Source organism: Sphingomonas kyeonggiensis (genome assembly GCF_030812785.1).
Classification (GTDB): Bacteria; Pseudomonadota; Alphaproteobacteria; order Sphingomonadales; family Sphingomonadaceae; genus Sphingomonas; species Sphingomonas kyeonggiensis_B.
This window is the reverse complement of the sequence record NZ_JAUSTJ010000002.1, coordinates 1,265,887-1,291,048: the sequence shown is the minus strand read 5'-3', so window position 1 is coordinate 1,291,048 and position 25,162 is coordinate 1,265,887. Positions and strand designations below refer to the sequence as shown.

The window sequence follows — 25,162 nt, the reverse complement described above, 5'->3', positions numbered from 1 at the left end:
ATTAGGCCGGTCAGCGCAGCTTGGCAGGCTGAACGTCCTCAGTCTCGGCGGCGCGCGGGTTGCGGATCGCAGGACGGAGGCGGGCGAGGCTGCACAGGCCGGCAATGGTGGCGAGCCCGGCCGAGACCAGGGGCGGGACCGTCCCCCCGCCGATACCGAGCGCCAGCAGCGCCGCCACCAGCGTGGCGCCGGTAGTCTGGCCAACCATCCGGGTGGTCGAGACGAGCCCGCCCGCTGCGGCGGCACGGTCGATCGGCGCGGAGCCGATGATCAGCCGTGCGTTGGGCGAGAGGAACATGCCGAAGCCGGCACCGGTGAGCGACATGCGCCAGGCTATGTCGAGCCAGGTCGGATCCGCCGGAAGGAATGCGAGGAAGAACAGCCCCGTAACCGCGACGACCATGCCGATCCCGCCCAGGGCACCGGCGGGGTAGCGGTCGGACAGCGAGCCGGCGAGGGGCGCCACGATCATCGTGGTCAGCGGCCAGGGGGCGATCACGGCGCCCACCTCGGACGGCGAGAAGCCATAGCCGTGCTGGAGGCGGAAGGGCAGCGAGAGCAGCAGCGTCATTGTCGCGATGAAGGCGGTATAGGCACCCAGTACCGACAGAGCGAGCACGGGCCGGGTGAGCAGGTCGACGGGCAGGATCGGCTTGGGCTCGCGTAGCTCGCGTCGGACGAACAGCAAGCCGATCACCGCACCGGCGAGCACCACGGCCCCGGACACGACCGGGCTGTCGCCATGGACACTGCTCTCAAGCCCGCCGATCACCAGCCCGAACATACCGGCACAGAGCAGGGCACCGAACACGTCGAACGGCTCGTCCCGCGCTGCATTGTCGGGCAGGGCGCGACCGAGGAGCAGGCTGGCGATGGCGAAGGGCACCGCCGAGGCGAACACCCAGGGCCAGGGCCCGATCGCCAGCACCAGGCCGCCGAGCGTCGGCGCCAGCGCGGCGGAGCTCGACACGACCACCGAATTGATGCCCAGCCCGCGGCCGAGATGCTTTGCCGGATAGACCTGGCGGATCAGCGCCGAGGAGACGCTGAGCGCCGCCGCCGCGCCCACCGCCTGCGCCGCCCGGACGATCAGCAGGAAGGGCAGGCTCTTGGCGAAGAAGCATAGCACCGTCGCCACAGTGAAGACCAGCTGGCCGGTCTGGTACATCCGCTTGAGACCGATCCGCTCGCCCAGGCCGGCCAGCGGCAGGAGCAGCATGACCAGCATCAGCTGGTAGACGGTCACCACCGACACCGCCGCCGAGCTGTCGACGTGCAGGTCACGGGCAATGGTGGGCAGCGCCACCGTGGCGATCGCGCCGTCGATCACCACCAGCGCCGATCCGAACGAGAGCGCGGCGATGGCAAGGGCGCGGCGGGGCTGGGGCAGGCCGTCGGTCATCCCTGCGTCAGTGCCCGAAGCCGTCCTGTCTTTCCAGTGGGAACCTGTGCCGTCTCCAAACGGTTCTTTCGCTATCGAAACCAACAACTTGGAGAGTGAAGATGGGCAAGGGAATCCTGCTTTGGCTGCTGGGCATTCCGATCCCGATCATCCTGCTGATCCTGATCTTCTGGCATTGAGCCCGATCAGGCGGCTTCGGCCTCTCCCGGGCCGGACTGGTTCGCCGTGACGAATCCCGACCCTTCGAAGATCAGCTCGCGAATCTCCCAGGCATCGGCGACGTAGCGATGGTCCGGCTTGCCGGGACAGTCGCCGACGTCGTTCACCGGGAGCTGCGGCAGCAGGGGAAGGATCTCGGCTGCCTCGCCCTCGATCCGCTCGCGGATGCGCGTCATCAGCCAGCGGATCGAGCGAGCATAGGTGTCCCATTGCTCCTCGCTGGGAAGACCGTGCCAGCGCGTGACGTGCTCGCGGAAATCGGCGACCAGCGCAGCGGTCTCGGCACTGGCGCGGCCAGCTGCCAGCGCCACGTCACCCCCCACTTCGTCCATCAGCGGGCCATAGACCTGGCCCTCCATCTTGGCGAAATGCATGAGCAGATCGCGGGTGAACATCCAGCGACGGAATCCCAACCCTTCGACATTCGCCGGCCGCGGACCAGAGACCAGCGTCTCGAGCGCATCGGCATTGGCGAGAATATGGGCGTGCTGTCTCAGCACGCGCTCAACGGGCATTACGCGACTCCTCATACCCCCATTATGGCGTGATCATGCCCGAAAAGGGGGGAAGTAGCCGCTCCGGAGCTACCCCAATAGGGGAAGCTACGGAGGCCCCGCCGCGCCCGGCGACGGGGCCTCGCAACAGCTTAGCGGCAGCGGACCTGGTCGCGGTCCACCGAACTGCCGAGCGCACCGCCGGCGATCGCGCCGAGCAGCGTGCCCACGGTCTTGGAGCGGCCACCGGCGATGACGTTGCCGAACAGGCCGCCCGCCGCCGCGCCGACGATCAGGCCCGTCGTGCCGTCCGAGCGCTTGCAATAATATTTGCCGTCATTGCCGCGATAGATGCGATCGTCCTGGCTGAGCACGCGATCCTGATAGCCCGGAGGCGGGGCGCGATAATCGCGCGACGCGTCGTAGAATTCGTCGTCACGCGGATCATAGCCATAGCCGCCACGCGGCGGGGGCGGCGGCGCGACCGGGCGGGCCTTGTAGGCACGATAGCGATCGAGCGCCTGCTGGAACTGGTCGTACTCGCGCTCGAACCGCTGCTGCGCGGCATCGAAACGCGCTTCCTCGTCCTGCCCATAGATGGGCGCGCGCTGGGCCATCGCCGGCGACGCAACCGCCAGGCTGGCCGCGGCTGCAGCGGCGAGGGTTATCAGATGCTTCATGATCAATTCTCCTTCCCGAGGGCCCATACGGCCAGGGGCATCGAAACGTTCCGGACATGCGCGTGAAGCCGGGCTGAACGGACGGTGCCGATACGACGGACCCGTAATGAAGTGCGGTGAATCGCGCCAGCGGAGGCGCGGAAGTTCACTAAGTTCACGACATCCACGCGCGCGGGCGTGCGACGGCACTTTCTGAGGGAGCGGCGGTGGATGAGACTGCAGACCGCAAAACGTGTGCGACCGCCATCGAGCTCGGGGCTGCGGACTGAATCGTGACCACGAGTGAGATCAAACATTCTGGTGAAGACGACTGCATCCACCAGTCTATGCGAAAGGATTTCCTACATTGGAAGCCCGATGTGCGGGCTTAGCGGGAGCATTGCTTCCGGAGGAACTCGAACGCTTCGCTGAAGGCCGGCGCGAGACCGGTCAGATTGAACCGGAACTTCGTGCGCAGCGCCGTGTCGCGGTGTTCCAGGTCCATTTCATAGAGATCGGAGGAGGAAACCTTGGTCACTTCGCTCCAGTCGAGGACATAGGTCTTTGTCGGCTTGGTGTTGGCGATCAGAAGCACCTTGGGCGTGGCGAACTCGGTCACGCAGCGGCGGAGCATCTTGCTGCCCGTTGCCTGACGGCTGACGAGCCAGGCCTTCTTGCCGTCGTCCCGCGATACGACGATCTCGACGCGCATCTGGCCATAGTCGAACTTGTCCAGGCTCGCCTGCACCGCCTCTACCGTCGGCTCCTGGTCCTGCGCCGCGGCAGGCTGGGCGAAGATAAGCGCCGGAACGGCGAGCAGCGGCAGGCAGCGGATCATGGAATTTCCCCTTTGTTTCCAGGCTAGCATGCCGCGCGCCGCTTGCCAGCGGCTGAATGACGATTGGAAGCCCGGCGCGGCTGTGCTGAAACCGCGGCATGAACTTCATGCAGTTCCTCAAGTCGCTCGACGACCTGCTCTACGAGATCATCACCTGGCTGGTCTTCTATCCGGTGACCTTGTGGCGGACGATCCGCCAGCCCTTCACGATGATGGCCTATGCGGACAGCGAGCTGGAGGATGCGCCCGAGCAGCAATATCCCGATGTGCTGAGCCCGCCGCTGTTCCTGCTGCTCACCCTGCTGCTGAGCCACACCATCGAGCTGGCGCTGGTCGGGCAGAGCGAGCTGGTGGCGGAGAAGCGCGGGCTGGCCGGGCTGATCAGCGACGATACCAGCCTGTTGCTCGTGCGGCTGCTGTTCTTCGCCGTCTTCCCGCTGATCATGGCAGTGGCCTTGCTGCGCCGGCGCAGGCAGAAGCTGACCCGCGACAGCCTGAAGCCGCTCTTCTACGCGCAATGCTATCCCGCCGGCGTGTTTGCGCTGGTGCTGGGCATCGGGTCGCTGGCGACGCAGATGCCGGGCAATCCGCTGTTTCGCGTTGCCGGGCTGTGGATCCTGCTGGCCGCCTTCCTCTGGTACGGCACGCTGCAGAGTTTCTGGTTCGCCCGGGCGCTCAATATCTCGAAACTGCGCGGTTTCGGCATTGCCACAGTGACGATGCTAGAGAGTGCGCTCGTCTTCGTGCTGCTGGCCGCGCTGCTCGCCTAGAAGCCGCCGCCGCCGCGCCAGTCGCCCGCGTCGCAGCGGCCGGTGAAGCTGGTCGCGGCACGGATGCGGATGATGCCCGAGCGGCGATCGATCTCGAACCGGGGCTTGTTCAGCCCGCTCATCCGATACTCGCCGGTGATGCGGTCGGCGGTGACGACCAGGTTCTGGATGTCCCACCAGCCATTGTCGCCGCCCGAATGGATCGGGGAGACCAGCTTGCCCTCGGGCCGGATGCGGCCACGGCCGTGCCAGATCTCGATCTGCAGGTCCGAGGCGAAGCCGTCACGGCCGAGCGTGGTGCCATATTGCGGCTCGAAGCGGTGGCTGCGGCTGTTGTAGACATAGCCCGACTGATAGCGCGCGGCGGGCGTGCTGCCGCCGCCGAAGCAGACCAGGGTGATCGACGGACCGAAGCGGTCGCCGCGATCGGTACCGGTATCGGCGGGACGGCTCGGGGGCGGTCCAGCATCGGCAGGCGAGGGCGCGCCGGGGCGGCAATTCTGCTCGGGCACGCGCTGGATCTGCGAGTAACGCCCGTCGCTGGTCGCGACCTGGATGCACTGGCGCTGCCGGTCGCTCCACCACAGCGACCATTTGGTGGTGCCCACCGTGTTGACGGTGACGAAACTATATCCCCTGGCCTGGAGCTGAGTCTCGCCGCCCGCGCCGCGCGCACCGACCAGATCGGCGACATCCGAGGGCATCGACTGGGCGAAAGCCGGGCCGGCAAACATCGTGGTGGCCAGCAGGGCCATGGGCAGTGCGCGGCGCATGTTCCGATCCTTTCGCAGTCGTTTCGGGCACGTTGCTATCATGCGGGGATTGCAGGGACGAGGCAGGTTCGGGTTGCCGGCATGTTTACCGGGGCCGGACCTTCACAAAGCCTAAAGGGTCGGGCCGTTAGAACCATTTCAGGAACAATATATCTCGGGCGACGTGCATGGGTGGCAGATTGGGAGGGGCGGCCAAGGCGGTCGGCGTGGGCGGAAACGCCGCACCCTTCATGCGCAGGAGCGGGCCTGATCCGCTGGCTGCCGAGCATCTGCGGCTGTTCCGCAACTATGAGGCGATGGACCTGGGCTGGTTCTGGGCGACCGACGCCGAGGGCCGGATCACCTATGTCAGCGAGGGCGCCGCGCGCTCGCTGGGCGTGACGGGCGACACGTTGATCGGCCGCGACCTGATCTCGCTGTTCAAGAACGCCAATGAGGAGGCCGATGCCGAGCGGCGGCGGACCATGCCGTTTCAGATGGCGCGTCAGGCCCGGTTCGACGCGATCCCGCTGCTGGTCGACATCGTCGGCGAGGAGCGCTGGTGGGCGCTTTCCGGTCAGCCCACCCGCGATTCGCGGGGCAGTTTCAGCGGCTATCTCGGTCACGGCGTCGACGTGACGCGGGAGCAGCGGGCGGCGCATGAGAGCAATCGGCTCGCCATGTACGATCCGCTCACCGGCCTGCCCAACCGGCGCCGGATGAGCAACCTGCTCGACAGCACGATCGCGGCGTTCCGCAATCAGCAGCGCCCCTGCGCGCTGATGCTGATCGACCTCGACCGGTTCAAGGCGATCAACGACAGCCTGGGCCATCCGGTGGGCGACGCGCTGCTCAAGCAAGTCGCCGAGCGGCTCTCGACCATCGTCGGCAATCCCGAGCAGATCGCCCGGATGGGCGGCGACGAGTTCCAGGTGATCCTGCCCGATGCGCACAACCGGGTCGGCATCTTCGACCTGGCCAACCGGATCATCGAGTCGCTCTCCCACCCCTATATGATCAACGGCAGCCGTTGCCTGATCGGTGCCTCGATCGGCATTGCGGTGAGCCCGTTCGATGCCGGCACCAGCGACGAGCTGGTCCGCAACGCCGACCTGGCACTCTATGCCGCCAAGGGATCGGGCCGGGGCCGGGCGCGCTTCTTCTCCTCCGACCTGCTCCAGGCCGCCGAGGATCGCCGGCTGCTCGAGCAGGACCTGATCGACGCGCTCTCCAACGGCGAGCTGGCGGTGCACTATCAGCCGATCGTCGGCGCCCGCAGCGAGGAAGTCACCGGCTTCGAGGCGCTGCTGCGCTGGAACCACCCGAGGCGCGGACGGATCTCGCCGGCGATCTTCATCCCGATCGCCGAGGATGCCAACCTGATCCCGCAGCTCGGCGAATGGACGCTGCGCCAGGCCTGTGTCGACGCGGCGAAATGGCCGGGCGAGCTGCGCGTCGCGGTCAATGTCTCGCCGCTCCAGTTCGCCAGCGAGGCGCTGCCCGCCATCGTGATGAGCGCGCTGGCCAATTCGGGGCTCGCCCCCGAGCGGCTCGAGCTCGAGATCACCGAGAGTGTGTTCCTCGAGGACGGTTCGGAGACCGATGCCCGTTTCGCCGCGCTCAAGCGGCTCGGTGTGCGGCTGGCGCTCGACGATTTCGGCACCGGCTATTCCTCGCTCGGCTATCTGAAGACGGCGCCGTTCGACAAGATCAAGATCGACCAGAGCTTCGTCCGCGGCACCACCGAGGAAGGCGCCCGTAACCAGGCGATCATCGCCGCGATCGTCGCGCTGGCCAATGCGCTGGGCATGGAGACCACCGCGGAGGGCATCGAGAGCTTCGACCAGCTCGAGACGATGCGGAAGCTCAACGTCAGCCATATCCAGGGCTTCCTCTACAGCCGGGCGGTGGCGAGCGACGAGCTGGCCAGCAACTTCAAGGACGGCAAATGGGTGATCCAGCCCCAGGGGCCGGCCCGCCAGCGCCACATCCGCCACACCACCTTCCGCAAGGTGGGGGTGATCCACGACAATCATTACTACCCCGCCGTGCTCAAGAACGTCTCGGCATCCGGCGCGCTGATCGACGGCATCGTCGACGTGCCCGAGGGCACCCAGTTCGTCGTCGACCTGGGCGAGGGGCAGATGGTGGTCGCCACCGTCCGCCGCTCGATGAACCAGCAGCAGGGCATCGAGTTCGAGCAGCCGCTGGTCGAGGACGCCAATGGCGTGCTCACCACAAGGCATCGCGTCTCGCCCAAGGTGATCACCGAGGCGGGGCTGCAGCAGCAGGGCCACAACCTCGTCGCCAAGACGGGCGAGGGCGGGCTGTCGATGCCGGCCTTCCACACCGTGACCGAGTGGAACGGGATCGAGGTCTAGGTCCCGGAGCTGCTTCTCCTGTCTGTCGGGCGCCGAGCCTTCCCGGGGGCGGTATCGGGGCTTGCGGCGGCGCGGAAGTTTACGAAACATACGGCACGGGGACCGCGTTCTGGGTACCTGAAACGGCACAGCGACTTGCTGCATTGCAGCATGAATGCCATGGAGAGGGGATGAAGTTGAGTCTCGAAGCCGATCCGCCCCCCCCGCCCGCCGTCATGCTGCCGCTGCTGTTCGAGGCGGTGGTGCGCCACAAATGCGTGTCGGCGACCTATAACCGCACCCGGATGATCCTGGCGCCGCACATCCTCTACACCCGGCACGACCAGGTATATCTCGACGCCGTGGTCGTCTCCAAGGAAGGCTTCCTGCCGCGCGAGGAGAAGGTGGGGACGTTCAAGCTCGACGGGCTGAAGGAACTGACCCTGCTGGAACGCGACTTCGTGGTGAGCGGGTTGTTCGACGCTTCGCTCGAGAAGTATCAGGGCGTGACGCTGATCCAGGTCGAGGCGGCGGCCTGAGGCTTTTCGCGCGCTTAAGTTGACACAGTTCCCGCGAACGCACTTCATCTCGCAATATTCTTGCGCAGTTGCGGCGGGACAGGTGGCAAGCCGTTGAGCGCTGCCATAGCGAGGCGATAATCGAACCGGTGCCTCGTCCCGACCTGCTTGCCCTTGTAGAAGCGCGGTGTGACGATGCCGATCTGCGCGCGCTCCAGCGCGCGATCGAAGGCGTCGCAATATCCCGTCGCCAACGCATGATCCCAAGCAGCGGCGAAGCTTTCGGCGCCGGGGCGTTCGCGGAGCTTGTAGGCTGACTGCCGGGTCTTGCCGACCGCACGGCAGGCGTGCCGGATCGAGCCCATCGCCACGAGCGCCGTGATGAAGTCCCGCTGCCGGCGCTCGGTCCAGCCATTGTGGTGCACACGTTCTAGGGGAACGGGGATGAAGTCGAGGCGGCTGGGGCCATCGTCTTCGAGCGGATTGGGGGTAGGGATGTCGTCCATCTACCAGGGTAGATCAGACGAAATCCTATTTTGGAAGCGGCTTCAGATCCGCTCGACCGGCACGCCGAGTTGAAGCGCGGCGTCGGCCATGCGGTGGTCGAGCGTTACCAACGTAAAGCCTCCGTCCTTCGCTACGGCAAGATGCAAGGCATCTCCTGCGCGCAAGCCAAGTTCGTGCTGGGCGACAAAGCGGGCGGCAACCTCAAAATGCTCCTCCGCAACTGCAAGCGTAGGCAGGCTGGTTGTTGCCATTCCGGCAAATGCCGCAAGCGCCTCGGCTCGGGTTTCGAGCGTGATTTCTCCGGTGCGCAGCTTGAGCGAAAGCGCGCTTGAGATTTCGGTATGGGTCCAATCGCTGATAAAGATCGTGCCCGGCACCTGCGCCCGAAACCAGGCATTCACCTGCGGGGTGCCTGGCTCGGAGACGAGGGCGGCGACCAGCGCCGAGGTGTCGAGATAATAGCTCAATAGCGAGCGTCGTCGCGCATGCGGCGCATGAAAACCCCGGCGGGTTCACTGGGGCCCTGGGTTCTCGCCTGAAGGCGCTCGAGCATATCCACGTCGACAGGCGCCCATACACGTTCGCGTTCGGGCGGTACGAGCCGCGCGGCGGGCTTGCCGCGCCGGACGATCTCGATGCTCTCGCCCGCCTCGACCCGATCGACGATCTCGCTGAGGCGCGCCTTGGCGTCGGCTAGGTTGATGCGTTCCATGGTGGCGGCGGGCTCCTGACTAGGTTGGTGACTATATCAGGATATACGAACGAGCGGCATATAATTCTTTATTCTGTTAGTTGCATGCCCGGCGTTCAACTGGCTCTCTAGTTAAACGCGCTCAGGGTTGCAGATCACGCCCTCGCTGGCGGGAGGGTGAAACTCGTCCCCCGAGACGACCGGGTTTGTGATAATAGGGGGACTTCGGATCACAGCGTCCTGCCCAGCGATATGCGGCACAAGCGCGTATGACCATTGCAATACCGCCCAAGGTCGCCACTATCCCATTCAGCACTAAGAGGGTTACCACGCGCAACGCTCCCAAATGGTTCGGCTTGACCAGGTTCAGTCAGCAGGTTACATCCACAATGGATTTAACATGATCCGTTTTGGAGGGTTTGGCAAGAGGAATTGCCCTAGATATGAAGTACGAGTTTCAGACTCGCAGTAAAAAATCCGGCCGTGACGACACCGTCACAGCTCTGCATAAGATTGCATCCGAAATATCGACGCTAGCTTTTCGGGTATCCGAGAATGGGCAAGAAGACTTGGAGCAAATAAGCGCCGTATCCCGCGCAAAAAAAATGGCAAAAGAGAAGAGAGCTCGGTCGCAGTTCTTTAGCGAAAAAATCTGCGGAGAGCCGGCATGGGATATTATGCTCGATCTATTTGTTGCAAAAGCAAACGGGATGAATGTTTCAGTTAGTAGTGCCTGCATCGGTTCCGGAGTTGCGCCAACAACTGCACTGAGATGGATTGCGATGCTCGAAGATAATAATATAATTTTTAGAAAGTTTGATCCAGAAGATCAAAGAAGGTCTTTCTTGGAGTTAACCGAATCCGCAAATGATCGGATGAATAGATATTTCGATTATATTAGAGATATGTAATCTGTCAAAATTCACCCCGCTGTAACAAAACTATCCATAACCCGCTTCCGCCCGGCCTGCTCGAAGTCGATCTCGAGCTTGTTGCCTTCGATCTCGGCGATCACGCCGTAGCCGAACTTCTGGTGGAACACGCGCATGCCCAGCGACAGGTCGTCGCGGGCCTTGGCGCCGAAGCTCACGGCGCTCGCGCGGCTTTCCACCACCCGCGCCGGTTCACGCGAGAAGGTGCGCGCGGTGAAGGCGCCGCCGGGGTTCTTCATGTCCACGCCCGCGGCGCGTTGCCAGCCCGGGCCTCGGCCGGTGCCGCGCGAGACGTCGGCGAACGGGTCGCTGCGTTCGCTCCAGTTGGCCTGCCATAGGCTTGCCCCGCCGGTCATTGTGCTTTCGCTCTCGATATGCGCCTCGGGCAGCTCGGCGACGAAGCGGCTCGGGATGGACGAGTTCCACTGGCCGTAGATGCGGCGATTGGCGGCGTGGAGGATAGTCGCCTGGCGCCGCGCGCGGGTGATCGCGACGTACGCCAGCCGGCGCTCCTCCTCCAGCGACGCGAGGCCGCCTTCGTCGAGCGCGCGCTGCGAGGGGAAGATGCCTTCCTCCCAGCCGGCGAGGAACGCGGTGTCGAACTCCAGCCCCTTGGCGGCGTGGATCGTCATGATCGTGACCTTGGGCTCTTCCGCGTTCGCCTCATTGTCCATGACGAGGCTGACATGCTCGAGGAAGGCGCCGAGCGTTTCGTACTCCTCCATCGCGCGGACGAGCTCGTTGAGGTTCTCGAGGCGGCCGGCGGCTTCGGCGGTGCGATCCGCCTGCCACATCGCGGTGTAGCCGCTCTCGTCGAGGATGATGCGGGCGAGGTCCGGGTGCTGGAGGTCGTTGCCCATGCTCCGCCAGCGCGCCATGTCGCCGACCAAATTGCCCAGCGCGCGGCGGGCCTGGGGCGTCAGTTCGTCGGTGTCGAGGATACGGGCCGCGGCGGTGGTGAGCGGAATACCGGCGGTTCGGGCATATTGGTGGACCTTCGCCAGCGCCTTGTCGCCCAGGCCGCGCTTGGGGACGTTGACGATGCGCTCGAAGGCGAGGTCGTCCGCCGGCTGCGCGACGACGCGGAGATAGGCGAGGGCGTCGCGGATTTCCTGGCGCTCGTAGAAGCGGAAGCCGCCGATGATGCGATAGGGCAGGCCGATCGCGATGAACCGGTCTTCGAACTCGCGGGTCTGGTGCTGGGCGCGGACGAGAATCGCCATGTCGTCGAGGCTCTTGCCGCCGCGCTGCAGGCCTTCCATCTCCTCGCCGACGCGGCGGGCCTCCTCGGGCCCGTCCCACACGCCGAGCACCTTGACCTTCTCGCCCTCATCCTTGTCGGTCCACAAGGTCTTGCCGAGGCGGCCGCTATTGTTGGCGATCACGCCCGAGGCGGCGGCGAGGATGTGCGGGGTCGAGCGGTAATTCTGCTCGAGCTTGATCACCTTAGCGCCGGGGAAGTCCTTCTCGAACTTCAGGATGTTCTCCACCAGTGCGCCGCGCCAGGAGTAGATCGACTGGTCGTCGTCGCCGACGCAGCAGATGTTCTTGCGCTCCTGGGCGAGCAGCCGCAGCCAGAGATACTGGACGGCGTTGGTGTCCTGATATTCGTCGACCAGGATGTAACGGAAGCGCTGCTGATAGCTCTCCAGCACGTCGCGGTGGGTCTTGAGGATCACCAGCATGTGGAGGAGCAGGTCGCCGAAATCGCAGGCGTTCAGCGCCTTCAGCCGCTCCTGGTAGAGGAAATAGAGCGCGGCGCCGCGGCCATTGGCGTAGCGCTCGGATTCGCCGGCCCCGATCTCGGCGGGGGTGAGGCCCTTGTTCTTCCATTCGTCGATCAGCCCGGCGAGTTGGCGGGCGGGCCAGCGCTTCTCGTCGAGATCGGCGGCGAGGATCAGCTGCTTGATCAGCCGGAGCTGGTCGTCGGTGTCGAGGATGGTGAAGTTCGATTGCAGCCCGACCAGCTCGGCATGGCGACGCAGCATCTTGGCGCCGATCGCGTGGAAGGTGCCGAGCCAGGGCATACCCTCCACCGCAGCGCCGACGAGGCGGCCGACGCGCTCCTTCATCTCGCGCGCCGCCTTGTTGGTGAAGGTGACGGCGAGGATCTCGGACGGGAAGGCGCGGCGGGTCCAGAGGAGATGGGCGAGGCGGGCGGTGAGCGCGGCGGTCTTTCCCGTGCCGGCGCCGGCGAGGACCAGCACCGGGCCCTCCGCGGTGAGCACGGCCTCGCGCTGGGGCGGGTTCAGGCCGCTCAGATAGGGGGCGTTGGCGTCGGTCTCTACGGGCAGGGTCATGGCGAACAACTAGGGAACGCGCGGGACTGCCGCAAGCTCCGCGCGCATCGGGGGACGGGCAGGCCTTGCCGAAACACTGCCGCAACATCGCGCTGGCGCCTGAAACAAACCCGCAATACTACTGAATTGCCGTCAACCATGGTTTGACGGCCAAATCCCGCAGCTGGGGGGCTGGGATAATGAGAATATCGGGGACGGGTCTGGGGGCCATTGTCGGGGCAGTAGCGACTATCGCGAGCGCGCCGGCCTGTGCGCAGGCGATCGCGGCGGCGCAGACCGCCTATCTGGTGATGCGGCCCGAAATCCGGGTGAAGACCGAGGAACGCGTGGCGGGGCTCTGGTTACGGACCAGCACCACGGTGCGCGGCAGCAGCGATGGATGGCGCGCCGACGAGACCCGCGCGACCTATGGTTTCTCGCTGCAGAAGCGGGTGATTGGCCATACCTGGCTGGGGTTGAGCGCAGTGGCCCAGGCGCCGCGCTTCGATGCGGAGCGCGGCATGGTGCGCGATGCGCGGCATTATGCCGGAGCGCGGCTGAGCTTCGAGGCGTCGGACCGCGTCGAGATGGGCTTCGCCTGGCTGCGGCGGCTGCGCGGACGCGGCTTCATGAGCGTGCCGGGCGGCAATCGCGGGATCAAGCCAGGGCCCAAGGCCTATATGCAGCTGCGCTTCTGACGGCATCGGCCGTGGCGCAACCGGACGGTTGGCACGAGCACGCCCAACCGTCCGTCAACGACAGGCCTAGACCGAAAGCTCACGTGCATAGAGCGTATCGGCCTGGACAAAGCGGTTGGGCCAGCCCGGCGGAGGCGGCGGCGGCGGATTGTCGGTGCCGCCTTCCTCAGGATTGCCGACCTCGTCGCAATTGTCCTCCGGATTCGGCGGCGGCGCTTCGGGGCTCAGCTCCGGCAGGCATTCCGGGATGGTCTGCGCCATGGCCTTGGACGGAAGCATCGCCGAACCCGCAAGGGCCAGCGTTGCACAGGCGGCGAGCAATGAAAGTTCCTTCATTCTTGTCTCCTTGCCAGCAACGGGCGCTCCGGTTGTCCGACCAACCCCCAGGTTTTGCAAAGCAAGTTGGGGCGCTTTCGGTGCCAATCCGCCGGTCCGGCGCCGACCCGCAATCGCGTTTCCGGATGTTGCCGATGCACCGATCCATCGCCGTGTCATGCGTTTGTCATAACGCTGTCACACCCTCCGGCCAGAGGCGCGCACATCATGGCATCACTCGCTCTGGACCAAGCCCCGCCGGTTGACCAACCGCAGCCGGGACCTCGATTCGACTACAAGACCCACCCCCTGGCCAAGCTGCTCTTCGCAGCGATCATGGTCGGCGGGCTGGTCTTCGCCGGATGGAGCGTGCTGACCGACACACGCGGCGTGGGGGAGGAGCTCGCCACCGGCGTGTTCCTGTTCCTCGGCCTGGCACTGCTGATCGCGCTCGGCTTCGAGTTCGTGAACGGCTTCCACGATACCGCCAACGCGGTCGCCACGGTGATCTACACCAATTCGATGCCCGCCCATTTCGCCGTGGTCTGGTCGGGCTTCTGGAACTTCCTGGGGGTGATGTTCTCGAGCGGCGCGGTCGCCTATTCGATCATCACGCTGCTGCCGGTCGAGCTGATCCTCAACGTCGGCTCCTCGGGCGGCTTCGCGATGATCTTCGCGCTGCTGCTCGCCGCGGTGTTGTGGAACCTCGGCACCTGGTACGTCGGCCTGCCCAACAGCTCGTCGCACACGCTGATCGGCTCGGTGCTCGGCGTCGGCTTCGCCAACCAGCTGATCAACGCGGGCTCCCGCGGCGGCACTGCCGGCGTCGACTGGAGCCAGGCGCAGAAGGTGCTGACCGGCCTGTGGATGGCGCCGCTGATCGGCTTCTTCGCGGCGATGGCGCTGCTGTTCGTGATGCGGCTCTTCCTGAAGAACCAGAAGCTCTACACCTCGCCGATGCCCAACACCGCGCCGCCGATCGGCATCCGCAGCGCGCTGATCTTCACCTGCACCGCGGTCTCGTTCAGCCATGGCTCGAACGACGGCCAGAAGGGCATGGGGCTGATCATGCTGATCCTGATCGGCTGCGCGCCGACGGCCTATGCGCTCAACCGCACCCAGTCGGCCAGCGCCACTCCGGCCTATGTGCAGACCGCGCATATCGCCGAGGCGGTGTTCGACGCGCGCAGCGGCGGCGTGCCCGAAATGGCGCCGGCCCAGGCGCGCATCGTGCTGACCACCGCGCTCCAGCAGCGCAAGGCCGATACGCCGGAAGTGTTCGCGGCGCTCGAAAGCCTGTCGGGCGACCTCACCGCCCGCGTCCAGAGCTTTGGCGCGCTGAGCAAGGTGCCGGCGGAAGCCACTGGCAATGTCCGCAACGACATGTACCTGGTGCTCGACACCACCAAGCTCGTCACCAAGAAGCCCGACGGCTACAAGCCCGAGGAGCTCAAGGCGGTGGCCGATTACCAGAAGAGCCTCGAGGCGGGCACGCGCTATATCCCGCTCTGGGTGAAGGTGGTGGTGGCGCTGGCGCTCGGCCTGGGCACGATGATCGGCTGGAAGCGGATCGTGGTGACGGTGGGCGAGAAGATCGGCAAGCAGCACATGACCTATGCCATGGGCGCCTCGGCCGAGCTGGTCGCGGCCAGCACCATCTTCGGCCTGGACCGCTTCGGCATGCCGGTCTCTACCACGCACATCCTCTCCTCGGGCGTCGCCGGCGCCTCGGTGGCGAGCGGACATGGCCTCCAGCCGCGCACGCTGCGCAACCTGGCGCTGGCCTGGCTGCTCACCCTGCCGGCGGCAATGGCGCTGTCGGGCTGCCTCTACTGGCTGATGCTCAACGCGGTTCGGGCGTTCGGGCTGTAAGCCTGCGCTATAGACCGATGCAACCCGTCACCCCGGCCTTGTGCCGGGGCCCACCGGGAGGCGCGTCATGGACAAGAGGCTCTGCCGGCATAGCGCGCGGCGCAGTGGACCCCGGCACAAGGCCGGGGTGACGGCGTGGGTAATGGCGAGGCGGCCGATTGGCCCGGCCTAGAGCTTCTTCAGCCCCACTTCGAACAGGTGCGTCGCCAGTTCGATGCTGAACTTGAAGCCCTGGCTGTCGGCGCGCAGATCGGCCTTGATGCCGTCGATCGGGTTCCAGAAGGCGACCAGCAGACCCGCGAGCACCGCGAACAGCATGGCGAAAGCCAGCCGCCTGCCTGCCGATTCACCCATCGCCCGTCTCCCTATCCCGGTCGCTGTGGTGCTTCCGGTACGCGTGCGAAACTGTCCCGCCGATGAACGGGCTTCCCCTTTGCGCCGGTTGGAGCCAAGGAGGAGGCGATTAGGGGAGAGGGCATGACCAAAGCCGCCGCATCGCACCGCCGCATCCTGTTCGCCAGCCTGGTGGGCACGTCGGTCGAGTTCTACGATTTCTACATCTACGCCACGGCCGCGGCGCTCGTCTTCCCCGACCTGTTCTTCCCGGCGAGCGAGCCCTGGATTCGCCAGCTCGCCAGCTATGCCAGCTTCTCGGTCGCCTTTTTCGCGCGGCCGCTGGGCGGGGTGCTGTTCGGCCATTTTGGCGACAAGCTGGGACGCAAGTCGACCCTGGTCGCCTCGCTGATGCTGATGGGCATCTCGACCGTGCTGATCGGCTTCCTGCCCGGCTATGCGCTGATCGGCTGGACGGCGCCGCTGCTGCTCTGCCTGTTGCGCTTCGGCCAGGGGCTGGGTCTGGGCGGCGAATGGGGCGGGGCGAGCCTGCTCGCGGTGGAGAACGCCCCGCCGGGCTGGGCCAACCGCTATGGCAGCTTCCCGCCGATGGGCGCGCCGGTGGGCTTCATCTTCGCCAACGGCTTCTTCCTGGTGCTGGGCGCGGTGATGGACGAGGCGACATTCCGCGAATGGGGCTGGCGCCTGCCGTTCCTCGCCAGCGCGGTGCTCGTCTTCCTGGGCCTGTGGGTACGCCTGAAGATCACCGAGACGCCCGAGTTCGTCGCCGCCAGCGAGAAGGAAGCCCCGCCCGCCGTGCCGATCGGCGAGCTGTTCCGCACCAGCGCACTCGCCACCTTTGCCGGCACCGTCGGCACGGTCGCCTGCTTCGCGCTCTTCTACATCTCGACCGTGTTCATCATCGGCTACGGCACCAAGACGCTGGGTTATGACCGCGAGACGTTCCTGGGAATCGAGCTGCTGGCGATCCTGTTCATGGCGGCGGGCATCGTCACCGCGGGGATCAGTGCCGACAAGCGCACCGCGAACAGCGTGCTGATGCTCGGCTGCCTGTTCACCATCCCGGTGGGCATGACCATGGCGACCCTGCTGGTGCCGGGATCGCTGCTGAGCGTCGCCGCCTGGCTCGCCTTCGGGCTGTTCGTGATGGGCTTCGTCTACGGACCGCTGGGCGGCTGGCTGCCCAGCCTGTTCCCGGCGCGGGTGCGCTATACCGGCGTCTCGGTCACCTTCAACCTGGGCGGCATCCTGGGCGGGGGGCTCACGCCGCTGATCGCCGAGACGCTGGTCAAGCAGGGCGGGCTCAGCTGGGTCGGCTACTATCTCGCCGGCGCCGGCATGCTCAGCCTGGTCGGGCTGCTGCTGGTTCGGAAACGATAGCGACATCAATCCGTAATCGGGCCATCCTAGCCTCCGCAGCGACTGGAACGGAGCAGACGGAATGATCGACAGGCGCAGGATGATCGGCGGCAGCATCGCTCTGGCGGGGGGCGCCGCCTTGCCCGGTACGGCTGCACTCGCCGCGCCGCGCCAGCCCGTGATCAATCCGATCCGCCTCTCGGGCAACCGCGTGGTGATCGACGCGATGGTCAACGGCAAGGGGCCGTACAGCTTCATCCTCGATACCGGCGGCACCGTCAGCTTCATCGAGAAGGAATTCGCCAAGGGCGTACCGCTGGCATCGCGGGACGGTCGCCCGATCGTCGGCGTAGGCCATCAGGTCGCCAGCCATGACTGGTATGTGGCAAACGAAGTCCGGCTCGCCAGCGGGGTGCGCTTCCGGAACATGCAGTTCGCGGGCATCGCCAAGCATCTCGGCCAGCAGACCGTGGGCAGCTTCGGCGCCGGCCTGTTCACCACCTATGACAGCGACCTCGACTTCGTGAAGGGCGAGTGGCGCGCCTATACCGACGGAAGGGGCGATTTCGACGGGCTCACGCTCCTGCCGTCGCAGATGCTGATCGAGCCCAATGGCCGCCGCCTGCTGCTCGACACGTCGATCGACGGGTTCGCGGCGGAGCTGATGGTCGATACCGGCGCGCCGGGGCTGAGCCTGAATGCGCGCTCGGCGGCGAAGAGCGGCCTGTGGGAGAGCGGCAAGCCCTATGCGCCGACCCGGGCGCTGGGCATCGGCGATGGCGACGGTTTGCCCGCCCGCATCTATCGCTCCGGCGAAGTGCGCTTCGGACCTTTCACCTTCAAGGACGAACTGGTCACGGTCGACAGGCCGGGCTCGCTCACCAATGGCAAGCAGGACGGGATCATCGGCCTTTCGATCCTGTCGCAGCTCCACCTGACCACCGACGTCTCGCGTGGCAAGCTCTATGCCGCTCCGAACGGCCGGCAGGCCGAGGATCGGCGTTATCCGCTCTCCGGTCTCTGGATCGACGAGGTCAAGGGGCGCCCCACGGTGACCGACGTCGGCATCGGCAGCCCCGCGGCCAAGGCCGGCCTGCAGCAAGGGGACGTGCTGCTCGGCGGCGACCTCGCCGCGATGGTGCGGGCGATCGGGGGCGGGCCGGGCCGGCAGGTCAGCCTGCGCGTCCAGCGCGGCAATGCCCAGCAGGACGTGAGCTACGCGCTGGCGCCCTGGCTCTAGCCCGGTTCAGCCGGCAGCGCGCAGCAAGGTGAGGCGCGCCTTGCCGTGAACGCGAGTGACGTCGATCTCGAACCCGGCGATATCGGGCGTCTCGTCCTTCGCCGTCTCGATGCTGATCCAGGTGGCAGGGCCCGCCCAGCCGAGCCGGCCGAGCTTGTCGAGCGCGACGCTGCCGGCACCGGTGCCATAGGGCGGGTCCATCAGGATCAGGTCCATCGGTGCGCGGGCGGGTCCGAGCGACAGCACGGAGCCGGGGCGGACTTCCGCGCCCTTGGCACCCAGCTTGGCGATATTGGCGCGCAAGGCATCGAGTGCGGCCTTGTCCTGCTCGACGAACAGGCAGGAGGCGGCACCGCGCGACAGCGCCTCCAGGCCCAGCGCGCCCGAGCCTGCGAACAGGTCCGCTACCGCCAGCTCCTCGAAGCTGCCGATCCGGCTGGCGAGCATCGAGAACAAGGCCTCGCGCGTGCGATCGGCGGTGGGGCGGGTGGTGTCCCCCTTGGGCGCGACGAGCGGACGGCCGCGCCAGTCTCCGGCGATGATCCTCATTTGCGCGTCCTCGGCGGGCGGGCGGGCTTGCCCGGCTTGCCTGGCTTGCCGCGACCGCCGGCGGGACCGCGATCCGGGCGACGCGGCCCCTTGGGCCGATCGACGAAATCGCCGGGTTGCGGCTCGCGCGTCTCGCGGTGCGCCCGGGCACGGGCTGCGCGGGCGGGGTTGGCAGGCGCTTCTTCGCGCGGCGCACGGGCCGCGAACTTGCCGGGCGTACGCGGACGCTCGTCGGTACGTTCGGTCCTCGCCGGACGCTCGCCGCGCGGGGCAAAACCGGGCTTGCCGGGACCGCGAGGCCGCTCCTCGCTGCGCTCACCCCTTGCCGGGCGCTCGCCGCGAGATGCAAACCCGGGCTTGCCCGGACCGCGGGGACGTTCCTCACTCCGCTCGCCCCTTGCCGGACGCTCGCCGCGCGGGGCGAAGCCCGGCTTGGCGGAAGCACGCGGGCGTTCCTCGGCATCCCGGGCCTGGGGCGTGACGCGCGCGGTGAACACCGGCTTTTTCGGCGCAGGCTCGGGCCTGGCGATCTTGCGGCGCCCTTCGGGTTCCTTGCCGCCCGACACCGGCTGCGGCCGCGGTGCGGGCTCGACGACGCGTGAGCGCACCGCGAACTGCAGGTTCGAGGCCGCCTTGCCACCGCCCGGCTTGGACAGGACGGTGCGGAAGGTGATCAGGTCGGCCTTGCGGATCTCGTCGACATCGCCCGGGGGCATGTCGCCCAGATAGAAGGGACCGTAGCGGGTGCGGATCAGGCGGTTCACCTCGAGCCCGAGATATTCGAGCACGCGGCGCACTTCGCGGTTCTTGCCTTCGGTCAGGGTCATCTCGATCCAGACGTTCGCGCCGGTGCGCCGCTCGATATTGGCGTTGATCGAGCCGTAGCGGATGCCCTCGATCTCGACGCCGAGCATCAGCGACTCGAGCTGGGCCTGGGTGACATTGCCATAGGCGCGGGCGCGATAGCTGCGCTCGACCCCGGTGGCAGGCAGTTCGAGCTCGCGCTTGAACTCGCCATCGGTGGTGAGCAGCAGCAGCCCTTCGGTGCTGAGGTCGAGTCGGCCGACCGGCATCACGCGCGGCAGCCCCTCGGGCAGATGATCATAGATGGTCGGACGGCCCGCAGGGTCGCGCTCGGTGGTGAGCAGGCCGGCGGGCTTGTGATAGCGGAACAGGCGGGCAGGGGCTGGCTCGGCGACCGGCTTGCCGTCCACCGTCACCCCGCGCAGCGAGGTGAGCAGCGTGGCAGGCGTATCGAGCACCTTGCCGTCCAGGGCGATTCGCCCGTCCGCGATCATGCGCTCGATGTCGCGACGGGACGCGATTCCAGCACGGGCCAGCAGCTTGGCGATGCGCTGCGTTTCTTTGGTATTGGATGATGACACTCGCGCGATATAGCGATTGTCGCGGTCGCTTCAAAAATTATTGCGCCCTCGAAAGGGCATGGCGCGTTAGCGCTTTGGGTTCAGATGCTTGGCGGGTTTTGAGGCGAGATGTTGTTCGGACGGAAGAAGCGGCGAATCGAGCGGGTCCTGGTGGTGGAGGACGAGCCGCTGATCGCGTTCGACACGGAGCATTTCCTGACCGGGGAAGGGTTCGTGATCGCGGCGACGGTGGATACCAGCGCGGAGGCGCTGCGCGTGATAGCGGCGGACGAGGAACTCGATCTGGTGCTGGCCGACATCGATCTCGCCGATGGCAGCGGCGTGGACGTGGCGCGGGCGGCGCAGGGGCGCGGCGTGCCGGTGCTGTTCGTGACGGGGAGTTGCCCAGAAGGAGCGCGGACGCTGGCGGCGGGATGTCTCGCCAAGCCCTATCCGCAGCGCGACCTGCTGACGGCGATCGCTGCGATCGAGGCGGTGCTGGAAGGTGCCAAGGCGCCGCGGCGCTTGCCGGTCAGCTTCAGCCTGTTCCTGAGCCCGGCTTAGCCGCGCAGCAGCGCAATCGCGGCGACCACGACGATCGCCCAGCTCACCGCGCCGATACCGAACGCGATAATCAGCCCGACGCCACGCGGAAGACGGTCTTCCTCATGGATGTCCAGGAATTCGCGGGGCGGCAGCGGAAGCGGCATGACGTGATCCTCTCGAAGTACCTTTTAGGTACGTCTGCGCCGGCATGCGCGAAATCCTGAGGAATTCCTTTCCGCAATTTACCGGAGATGCGCGTTAACCGCGTCGTGGAAGTGGCGGATGCCAAGTTCGAGCGTGCCCAAAGTGACCCGCTCGATCGCGCCCGAGGCGAGCCCCTGCTGGCCCAGCTCGCAGGCGCGGAAGTCCTCCGCGGCGAAGACGCCGCCATCGAGCAGCTCCCAGCTTCGCTCCCAATGGGCGAGCGCCTTCTCGGTCGCCGGCGCCTCGGGGATCAGCATGAAATCCTCGACCAGCACCCGGCCTTCCGACTGGGGCATGAGGACCATCAGGTTGATGTAGTCGGGGCTGACCACCAGCACCGTGCCGGGGAACATCTGGTAGGTATAGGTGATCGCCGCGCGCAGCGTCGCCCAGTCGTTCGAGGAGAGCGCAGCCAGCGCCGCCTCGCGCCCCACCGCCGATCGCTGGTGCGGGCCGATCGTGTCGGCGGTCGACACGCCGTCCTTGAAGAAGGGGGCGATCGTGCCGGCATGGAGGCGCTGGATGTGATAGCCCTCCAGGAACGCGTCCATGATCAGCTTCCAGTTGGCCTGCACCGCGTGCGTGCGCCGGCGGAACAGATGCTGGCCGGCCAGATCGAACGCCTCGAAATCGCGCGCCAGCGTGTCGGCTTCGGCGAAGTCGGCCTCCTCCGCGAAGGAGAACCAGATCAACCCGCCTGCCTCGTGGGTCGGCAGGCGCTTGAGGCCGTACTCGCCCTTGTCGAGGCCGGGGAAGGTGTCGGGGCGGGGGAGGCCGACCAGCCTGCCGTCGAACGCATAGGTCCAGGCGTGATAGGGGCAGACCAGGCGCCCGCCCTGCACCGCGTCGCAGCCTTCGACCAGGCGGGTGCCGCGGTGCCGGCAGACATTGAGGAAGACATGCGCCACGCCCGCCTTGTCGCGCGCGATCAGCAGGGGCTTTCCGAATCCGTCATGCGGGATCGCCATGTTCGGTTCGGGGAGGAGCGAGGAGGGCGCGATCACCAGCGGGACCTGCGCGAAGATGTAAGCCTGCTCGTCGGCGAAGCGCTCGGGACTGGTATAGACCGAGGCCGCGACATGGGCGATCTCGCCCCCGTCCCGCGATCCGCCCCGGGCCAGCACTCCGGCCAGCGCCAATTGGCCTTCGGTCGGCGCGTTCATGACATTCCTCCCTCTGGCCTTCCGCGTATTTTTGGCTAGTTTCGCGCTGGAATTTGGTGGGGGTCAAGCAGGAATGGAGCAAGGGATGCGGCCGCAATGGGCTTATCCGGCGGCACAGCTGGCATTGGCGGCGGCATTGGCGCTGCTCGCATTGCCCTGGCTGACCGTGGCGACGCCGGGTTCGGCGCCGCTGGCGGTACACGGCTACGACTTCCTGTTCGGCGCGGGCGCGTTCAAGCCGTCGATGACCTTCGTGCTGGGCATGCTGGTGGTCGCCGCCAGCCTTGTCTTCAGCTTCGTCTGGCGCCAGCGCGGCGGCGCGAGCCTGATGGTCGGCGGGGCCGCGGTCGGCGGCGTGCTGGTGATCCTCGCGGTGTTGTTCGCCGCCTTCTCGCCGCCCAAGGCGCTGGCGGCGAGCGTGATCCAGCCCGCGATCGGATACTGGCTGGGCCTCGTCGCGCTGGTCGCCGCCTTCTTCGCCGGGCGCAAGGCCGCGCCGGCAGACTGGCGCGCCGACCTGCCCGAGGGCGTACGGCCCTATTTCGAGAATGCGCCGCTGGCATCCTTCGCGCTGGGCCTTTCCTCCGGCTTCCCCTTCGCGATGATCGGCGCGACGCTGACCAGCCGGCTGAAGCAGGACGGGATCGACAAGGCGACGATCACGGCCTTCGCGCTCGCCATCCTCGTCTACAATTTCAAGTTCCTCTGGGCGTGGATCATCGACGGCGTGAAGCTGCCGATCCTCGGCCGACTTGGCCAGCGCGTCTCCTGGCTGATCGTCGCGGGCATCCTGGTGGTCGCCGCCGTCGTCAACATGGCGATGACCCAGGCGGACCCCAGCAACATCTGGCCGATGGTGACCGCGGCGATCTTGGTCGGCCTGGCCGGCGCCACCTATGACATCGTGATCGACGGCTACCGGATCGAGATCCTCGAGCCGCGCCAGCTCGGCTATGGCTCGGGCATGTCGCAATATGGCTGGCGGATCGGCTCCGCCGGCGCCGGCGCGGTGGCGCTGGTTGTGGCTGCCCGCTTCGGCTGGGAGGCCGCCTATCTGGTCTGCGCGCTGTTCGCGCTGCCGGCGATCATCGCCGGCCTGATCCTCGGCGAGCCCGAGCGCCACCGCCCGCCCGCCGAGCGCAAGGGCATCGCCACGGTGGTGAAATCGATCTGGGGGCCGTTCGTCGAGTTCTTCCAGCGCCAGGGCGCGTGGATCGTGCTGATCTTCATCCTGGTCCACAAGATCGGCGATACGCTGGCGAACCTCACCTTCCGCCTGCTGTTCGACGATCTCGGCTTCACCAATGACGAGATCGCCTTCTACGACGTCGCGCTGGGCTTCTTCGCCTACATGATCGGCGTGTTCATCGGCGGCATGCTCTATGCACGGATGGGCATGAAGCGTTCGGTGCTGCTCAGCCTGGTGCTGATGGCGGTCTCGAACCTGAGCTTCGCGGCCCTCGCCGCGGCGGGCCATTCGAACATCGGCATGGCCGGTGCGATCGGCTTCGAGAACATCGCCTCGGGCTTTGGCGGCGTGGTAGTCATCGCCTATTTCTCCGCACTCACCGACCTGCGCTTCACTGCCGCGCAATATGCGCTGATCTCGGCGGGCGCGAGCATCCTCGGCCGCTTCCTGACCGGCACCACCGCTGGCAGCCTGATCGAGACGATGGGCTATGTGAACTTCTACCTGCTCACCACGCTGATCGCGCTGCCCGGCGTGTTCATCTATTGGTGGATGATGCGCACCGGGCTGGTCGACCGCTCGATCGGCACGGCGGGTACGGAAGGCGAGGGCGGGGAAGAGGCAAAAGCCTGATGCCCTATCTCCTCGTCATTGCGCTGCAGGTAGCCTGTATCGTCCATCTGATGCGCCGGGGCGGCAACCCGCTATGGGTTACTGCGTTGATCTTCCTGCCCGTGGTCAGCGCCATCGCCTATTTCTTCGTCGAGATCCTGCCCGGTCTGGGGCAGAACCGGCATGTCCGCACCGCGCGGGCCAAGGCCGTGGCCGCGCTCGACCCCGAGCGGGAGCTGCGCGCCGCCCGTAGCGCGCTCGACCTGGCCGATACCGCCGCGAACCGGCTGCGCGTCGCCGATGCGCTGGCGGCGCTCGGCCGGCACGAGGAGGCCGTGCCGCTCTACCGCGAGTCGCTGCGGATGACCGCTGGCGATCCCGACACCCGCACCCAGGACAAGCTCGCCAATGCGCTCTACGAGACCGGGCAGGCAGCCGAGGCGCTGGCGCTGCTTGACGAGAGCGCCGAACCGCTCGGCCAGAGCGAGCGCGACCGCCAGCAGCTGCTCCGCGCCAAGACACTCGAGCATCTCGGCCGCAAGCCAGAGGCGCTGGAGCTTTACGCCGATGTCGTCACCCGCATGCCGGGCGAGGAGGCGCGGTGCCGCTATGCCGCGCTGCTGATCGACCAGGGCTGGGATCGCAAGGCGCTGGTGGTGCTCGAAGAGGTGGAGAAACGGATGAAGCGGATGGATCGCCAGCAGCGCGCGGCGGAGGCCGACATGTACCGCTGGGCGACCGAGGCGCTGGCCGGGCTCCGCGCAAAGGGCGTGACGGCGTGAGGAAGCGCTGGCTTATCGCTTTGGTTGTACTGGTCCTGCTCGCCGGTGGCGGCTGGGTCTGGGGCTCGCCCTATTACACGCTGTGGCAGATGAAGCGGGCGGCAGAGGCGCGCGACGTCGATGCGCTGGCCAGCCATGTCGATTTCGACGCGGTACGGGGCAGCGTGAAGACCCAGCTCTCGGCCCGGATGCATGGCGAGGGCGGCGGCGTGCTGGGCGCGCTGGTCCGCTCGGGGATCGCCGATACGGTGGTCGATGCTGCGGTCTCGCCCGAGGGGATGCGCTTCATCTTCGCCGCCGCGCCGCTGGCCGAGACCGAGCGCCCCGGCACGATCAAGCTCAAGGCCAACGAGATGCGCTATCGCCGCGTCGCGCTCAATCGCTTCGAGCTGACCCGGAGCGACGGGGCGGCGCTGGCGTTCCGGATGCGGGGGGCGACCTGGAAGCTCGAGGCGATAACCCTGCCGCCGGACGCGTTCTAGTCCGGCGCTCCT

27 protein-coding genes are annotated in these 25,162 nt (G+C 66.8%); 12 read left to right on the top strand and 15 right to left on the bottom strand.

Features of this window, described 5'->3' with window-relative positions; all coding sequences use genetic code 11:
* Positions 1-10: 10 nt before the first annotated feature.
* The 4 genes from J2W22_RS15730 to J2W22_RS15715 form a co-directional block, all read right to left on the bottom strand.
* Positions 11-1,402 (bottom strand): MFS transporter, encoded by a 1,392-nt coding sequence (locus tag J2W22_RS15730; RefSeq protein ID WP_307119180.1) that lies wholly within the window; start codon positions 1,400-1,402, stop codon positions 11-13.
* Positions 1,403-1,587: 185 nt separating this feature from the next.
* Entirely contained in the window at positions 1,588-2,136 is a 549-nt protein-coding gene (locus J2W22_RS15725; protein WP_307119179.1) for a hemerythrin domain-containing protein, read from the bottom strand.
* A 131-nt stretch (positions 2,137-2,267) separates the two neighbouring features.
* The gene (locus J2W22_RS15720; RefSeq protein ID WP_307119178.1) at positions 2,268-2,795 is read right to left on the bottom strand and encodes a glycine zipper 2TM domain-containing protein; all 528 of its coding nucleotides are present in this window, start codon (positions 2,793-2,795) and stop codon (positions 2,268-2,270) included.
* Positions 2,796-3,162: 367 nt separating this feature from the next.
* A complete protein-coding gene (locus J2W22_RS15715) occupies positions 3,163-3,612 on the bottom strand; it encodes a hypothetical protein (RefSeq protein ID WP_307119177.1) in 450 nt (149 codons plus the stop codon).
* Between the two features lie 98 nt (positions 3,613-3,710).
* Between J2W22_RS15715 and J2W22_RS15710 the strand changes: the two genes are divergently transcribed.
* Positions 3,711-4,382, top strand: coding sequence for a hypothetical protein (locus tag J2W22_RS15710; protein WP_307119176.1), 672 nt, complete (start codon positions 3,711-3,713; stop codon positions 4,380-4,382).
* On the opposite strand, the gene J2W22_RS15705 is transcribed toward J2W22_RS15710, so the two are convergent.
* Complete coding sequence (locus J2W22_RS15705) at positions 4,379-5,155, bottom strand: hypothetical protein (protein WP_307119175.1); 777 nt, start codon at positions 5,153-5,155, stop codon at positions 4,379-4,381. The genes J2W22_RS15710 and J2W22_RS15705 overlap by 4 nt on opposite strands.
* A gap of 167 nt (positions 5,156-5,322) precedes the next feature.
* On the opposite strand from J2W22_RS15705, the gene J2W22_RS15700 reads away from it, so the two are divergent.
* Positions 5,323-7,515, top strand: a complete 2,193-nt coding sequence (locus tag J2W22_RS15700; RefSeq protein ID WP_307119174.1) for a putative bifunctional diguanylate cyclase/phosphodiesterase — start codon at positions 5,323-5,325, stop codon at positions 7,513-7,515.
* Positions 7,516-7,685: 170 nt separating this feature from the next.
* A complete protein-coding gene (locus tag J2W22_RS15695) occupies positions 7,686-8,033 on the top strand; it encodes a WYL domain-containing protein (RefSeq protein WP_307119173.1) in 348 nt (115 codons plus the stop codon).
* A 44-nt stretch (positions 8,034-8,077) separates the two neighbouring features.
* On the opposite strand, the gene J2W22_RS15690 is transcribed toward J2W22_RS15695, so the two are convergent.
* From J2W22_RS15690 to J2W22_RS15680, 3 genes are read right to left on the bottom strand one after another with little or no spacing between them, the layout of a single operon-like run.
* Positions 8,078-8,518 (bottom strand): hypothetical protein, encoded by a 441-nt coding sequence (locus tag J2W22_RS15690; RefSeq protein WP_307119172.1) that lies wholly within the window; start codon positions 8,516-8,518, stop codon positions 8,078-8,080.
* Positions 8,519-8,560: 42 nt separating this feature from the next.
* On the bottom strand, positions 8,561-8,986 hold the full coding sequence (locus tag J2W22_RS15685) for a type II toxin-antitoxin system VapC family toxin (protein WP_307119171.1): 426 nt from the start codon (positions 8,984-8,986) through the stop codon (positions 8,561-8,563).
* Positions 8,983-9,231, bottom strand: coding sequence for a type II toxin-antitoxin system Phd/YefM family antitoxin (locus J2W22_RS15680; RefSeq protein WP_307119170.1), 249 nt, complete (start codon positions 9,229-9,231; stop codon positions 8,983-8,985). Before J2W22_RS15680 ends, J2W22_RS15685 begins: the two co-directional genes overlap by 4 nt.
* 422 nt (positions 9,232-9,653) lie before the next feature.
* Here J2W22_RS15680 and J2W22_RS15675 point away from each other — a divergent pair, with 422 nt between their 5' ends.
* Entirely contained in the window at positions 9,654-10,121 is a 468-nt protein-coding gene (locus tag J2W22_RS15675; protein ID WP_307119169.1) for a MarR family winged helix-turn-helix transcriptional regulator, read from the top strand.
* 11 nt (positions 10,122-10,132) lie between these two features.
* Here J2W22_RS15675 and J2W22_RS15670 read toward each other — a convergent pair whose 3' ends face one another.
* A complete protein-coding gene (locus tag J2W22_RS15670; RefSeq protein WP_307119168.1) occupies positions 10,133-12,442 on the bottom strand; it encodes an ATP-dependent helicase in 2,310 nt (769 codons plus the stop codon).
* 179 nt (positions 12,443-12,621) lie between these two features.
* Between J2W22_RS15670 and J2W22_RS15665 the strand changes: the two genes are divergently transcribed.
* Positions 12,622-13,119: a hypothetical protein gene (locus J2W22_RS15665; protein ID WP_307119167.1), complete on the top strand. Its 498-nt coding sequence runs from the start codon at positions 12,622-12,624 to the stop codon at positions 13,117-13,119.
* Positions 13,120-13,185: 66 nt separating this feature from the next.
* Here the strand turns inward: J2W22_RS15665 and J2W22_RS15660 are convergent, their stop codons facing one another.
* A complete protein-coding gene (locus tag J2W22_RS15660) occupies positions 13,186-13,455 on the bottom strand; it encodes a hypothetical protein (protein ID WP_307119166.1) in 270 nt (89 codons plus the stop codon).
* 207 nt (positions 13,456-13,662) lie between these two features.
* Between J2W22_RS15660 and J2W22_RS15655 the strand changes: the two genes are divergently transcribed.
* Positions 13,663-15,306, top strand: coding sequence for an inorganic phosphate transporter (locus J2W22_RS15655; protein WP_307119165.1), 1,644 nt, complete (start codon positions 13,663-13,665; stop codon positions 15,304-15,306).
* 168 nt (positions 15,307-15,474) lie between these two features.
* Here the strand turns inward: J2W22_RS15655 and J2W22_RS15650 are convergent, their stop codons facing one another.
* Positions 15,475-15,660, bottom strand: a complete 186-nt coding sequence (locus J2W22_RS15650; RefSeq protein ID WP_307119164.1) for a hypothetical protein — start codon at positions 15,658-15,660, stop codon at positions 15,475-15,477.
* A gap of 123 nt (positions 15,661-15,783) precedes the next feature.
* On the opposite strand from J2W22_RS15650, the gene J2W22_RS15645 reads away from it, so the two are divergent.
* Together J2W22_RS15645 and J2W22_RS15640 are read left to right on the top strand one after the other, a co-directional pair.
* Complete coding sequence (locus J2W22_RS15645) at positions 15,784-17,040, top strand: MFS transporter (RefSeq protein WP_307119163.1); 1,257 nt, start codon at positions 15,784-15,786, stop codon at positions 17,038-17,040.
* Positions 17,041-17,101: 61 nt separating this feature from the next.
* Complete coding sequence (locus J2W22_RS15640) at positions 17,102-18,259, top strand: aspartyl protease family protein (RefSeq protein WP_307119162.1); 1,158 nt, start codon at positions 17,102-17,104, stop codon at positions 18,257-18,259.
* Positions 18,260-18,265: 6 nt separating this feature from the next.
* On the opposite strand, the gene rsmD is transcribed toward J2W22_RS15640, so the two are convergent.
* Together rsmD and J2W22_RS15630 are read right to left on the bottom strand one after the other, a co-directional pair.
* Positions 18,266-18,808, bottom strand: a complete 543-nt coding sequence (rsmD, locus tag J2W22_RS15635) for a 16S rRNA (guanine(966)-N(2))-methyltransferase RsmD (protein ID WP_307119161.1) — start codon at positions 18,806-18,808, stop codon at positions 18,266-18,268.
* On the bottom strand, positions 18,805-20,106 hold the full coding sequence (locus tag J2W22_RS15630; RefSeq protein WP_373422994.1) for a pseudouridine synthase: 1,302 nt from the start codon (positions 20,104-20,106) through the stop codon (positions 18,805-18,807). Before J2W22_RS15630 ends, rsmD begins: the two co-directional genes overlap by 4 nt.
* Before the next feature lie 195 nt (positions 20,107-20,301).
* Here J2W22_RS15630 and J2W22_RS15625 point away from each other — a divergent pair, with 195 nt between their 5' ends.
* The gene (locus J2W22_RS15625) at positions 20,302-20,736 is read left to right on the top strand and encodes a response regulator (RefSeq protein ID WP_307119159.1); all 435 of its coding nucleotides are present in this window, start codon (positions 20,302-20,304) and stop codon (positions 20,734-20,736) included.
* On the opposite strand, the gene J2W22_RS15620 is transcribed toward J2W22_RS15625, so the two are convergent.
* Complete coding sequence (locus J2W22_RS15620; protein ID WP_307119158.1) at positions 20,733-20,882, bottom strand: hypothetical protein; 150 nt, start codon at positions 20,880-20,882, stop codon at positions 20,733-20,735. The genes J2W22_RS15625 and J2W22_RS15620 overlap by 4 nt on opposite strands.
* Positions 20,883-20,960: 78 nt before the next feature.
* Complete coding sequence (locus J2W22_RS15615; RefSeq protein WP_307119157.1) at positions 20,961-22,085, bottom strand: aromatic ring-hydroxylating oxygenase subunit alpha; 1,125 nt, start codon at positions 22,083-22,085, stop codon at positions 20,961-20,963.
* A gap of 517 nt (positions 22,086-22,602) precedes the next feature.
* Here J2W22_RS15615 and J2W22_RS15610 point away from each other — a divergent pair.
* The 3 genes from J2W22_RS15610 to J2W22_RS15600 are packed head-to-tail and all read left to right on the top strand — an operon-like array spanning position 22,603 to position 25,150.
* Complete coding sequence (locus tag J2W22_RS15610) at positions 22,603-23,907, top strand: AmpG family muropeptide MFS transporter (protein WP_307119597.1); 1,305 nt, start codon at positions 22,603-22,605, stop codon at positions 23,905-23,907.
* A complete protein-coding gene (locus tag J2W22_RS15605) occupies positions 23,907-24,668 on the top strand; it encodes a tetratricopeptide repeat protein (RefSeq protein ID WP_307119156.1) in 762 nt (253 codons plus the stop codon). Before J2W22_RS15610 ends, J2W22_RS15605 begins: the two co-directional genes overlap by 1 nt.
* Positions 24,665-25,150 carry a DUF2939 domain-containing protein gene (locus tag J2W22_RS15600; RefSeq protein ID WP_307119155.1) on the top strand — a complete coding sequence of 162 codons (486 nt, stop codon included), beginning with the start codon at positions 24,665-24,667 and terminating at the stop codon, positions 25,148-25,150. Before J2W22_RS15605 ends, J2W22_RS15600 begins: the two co-directional genes overlap by 4 nt.
* Positions 25,151-25,162: the final 12 nt, after the last annotated feature.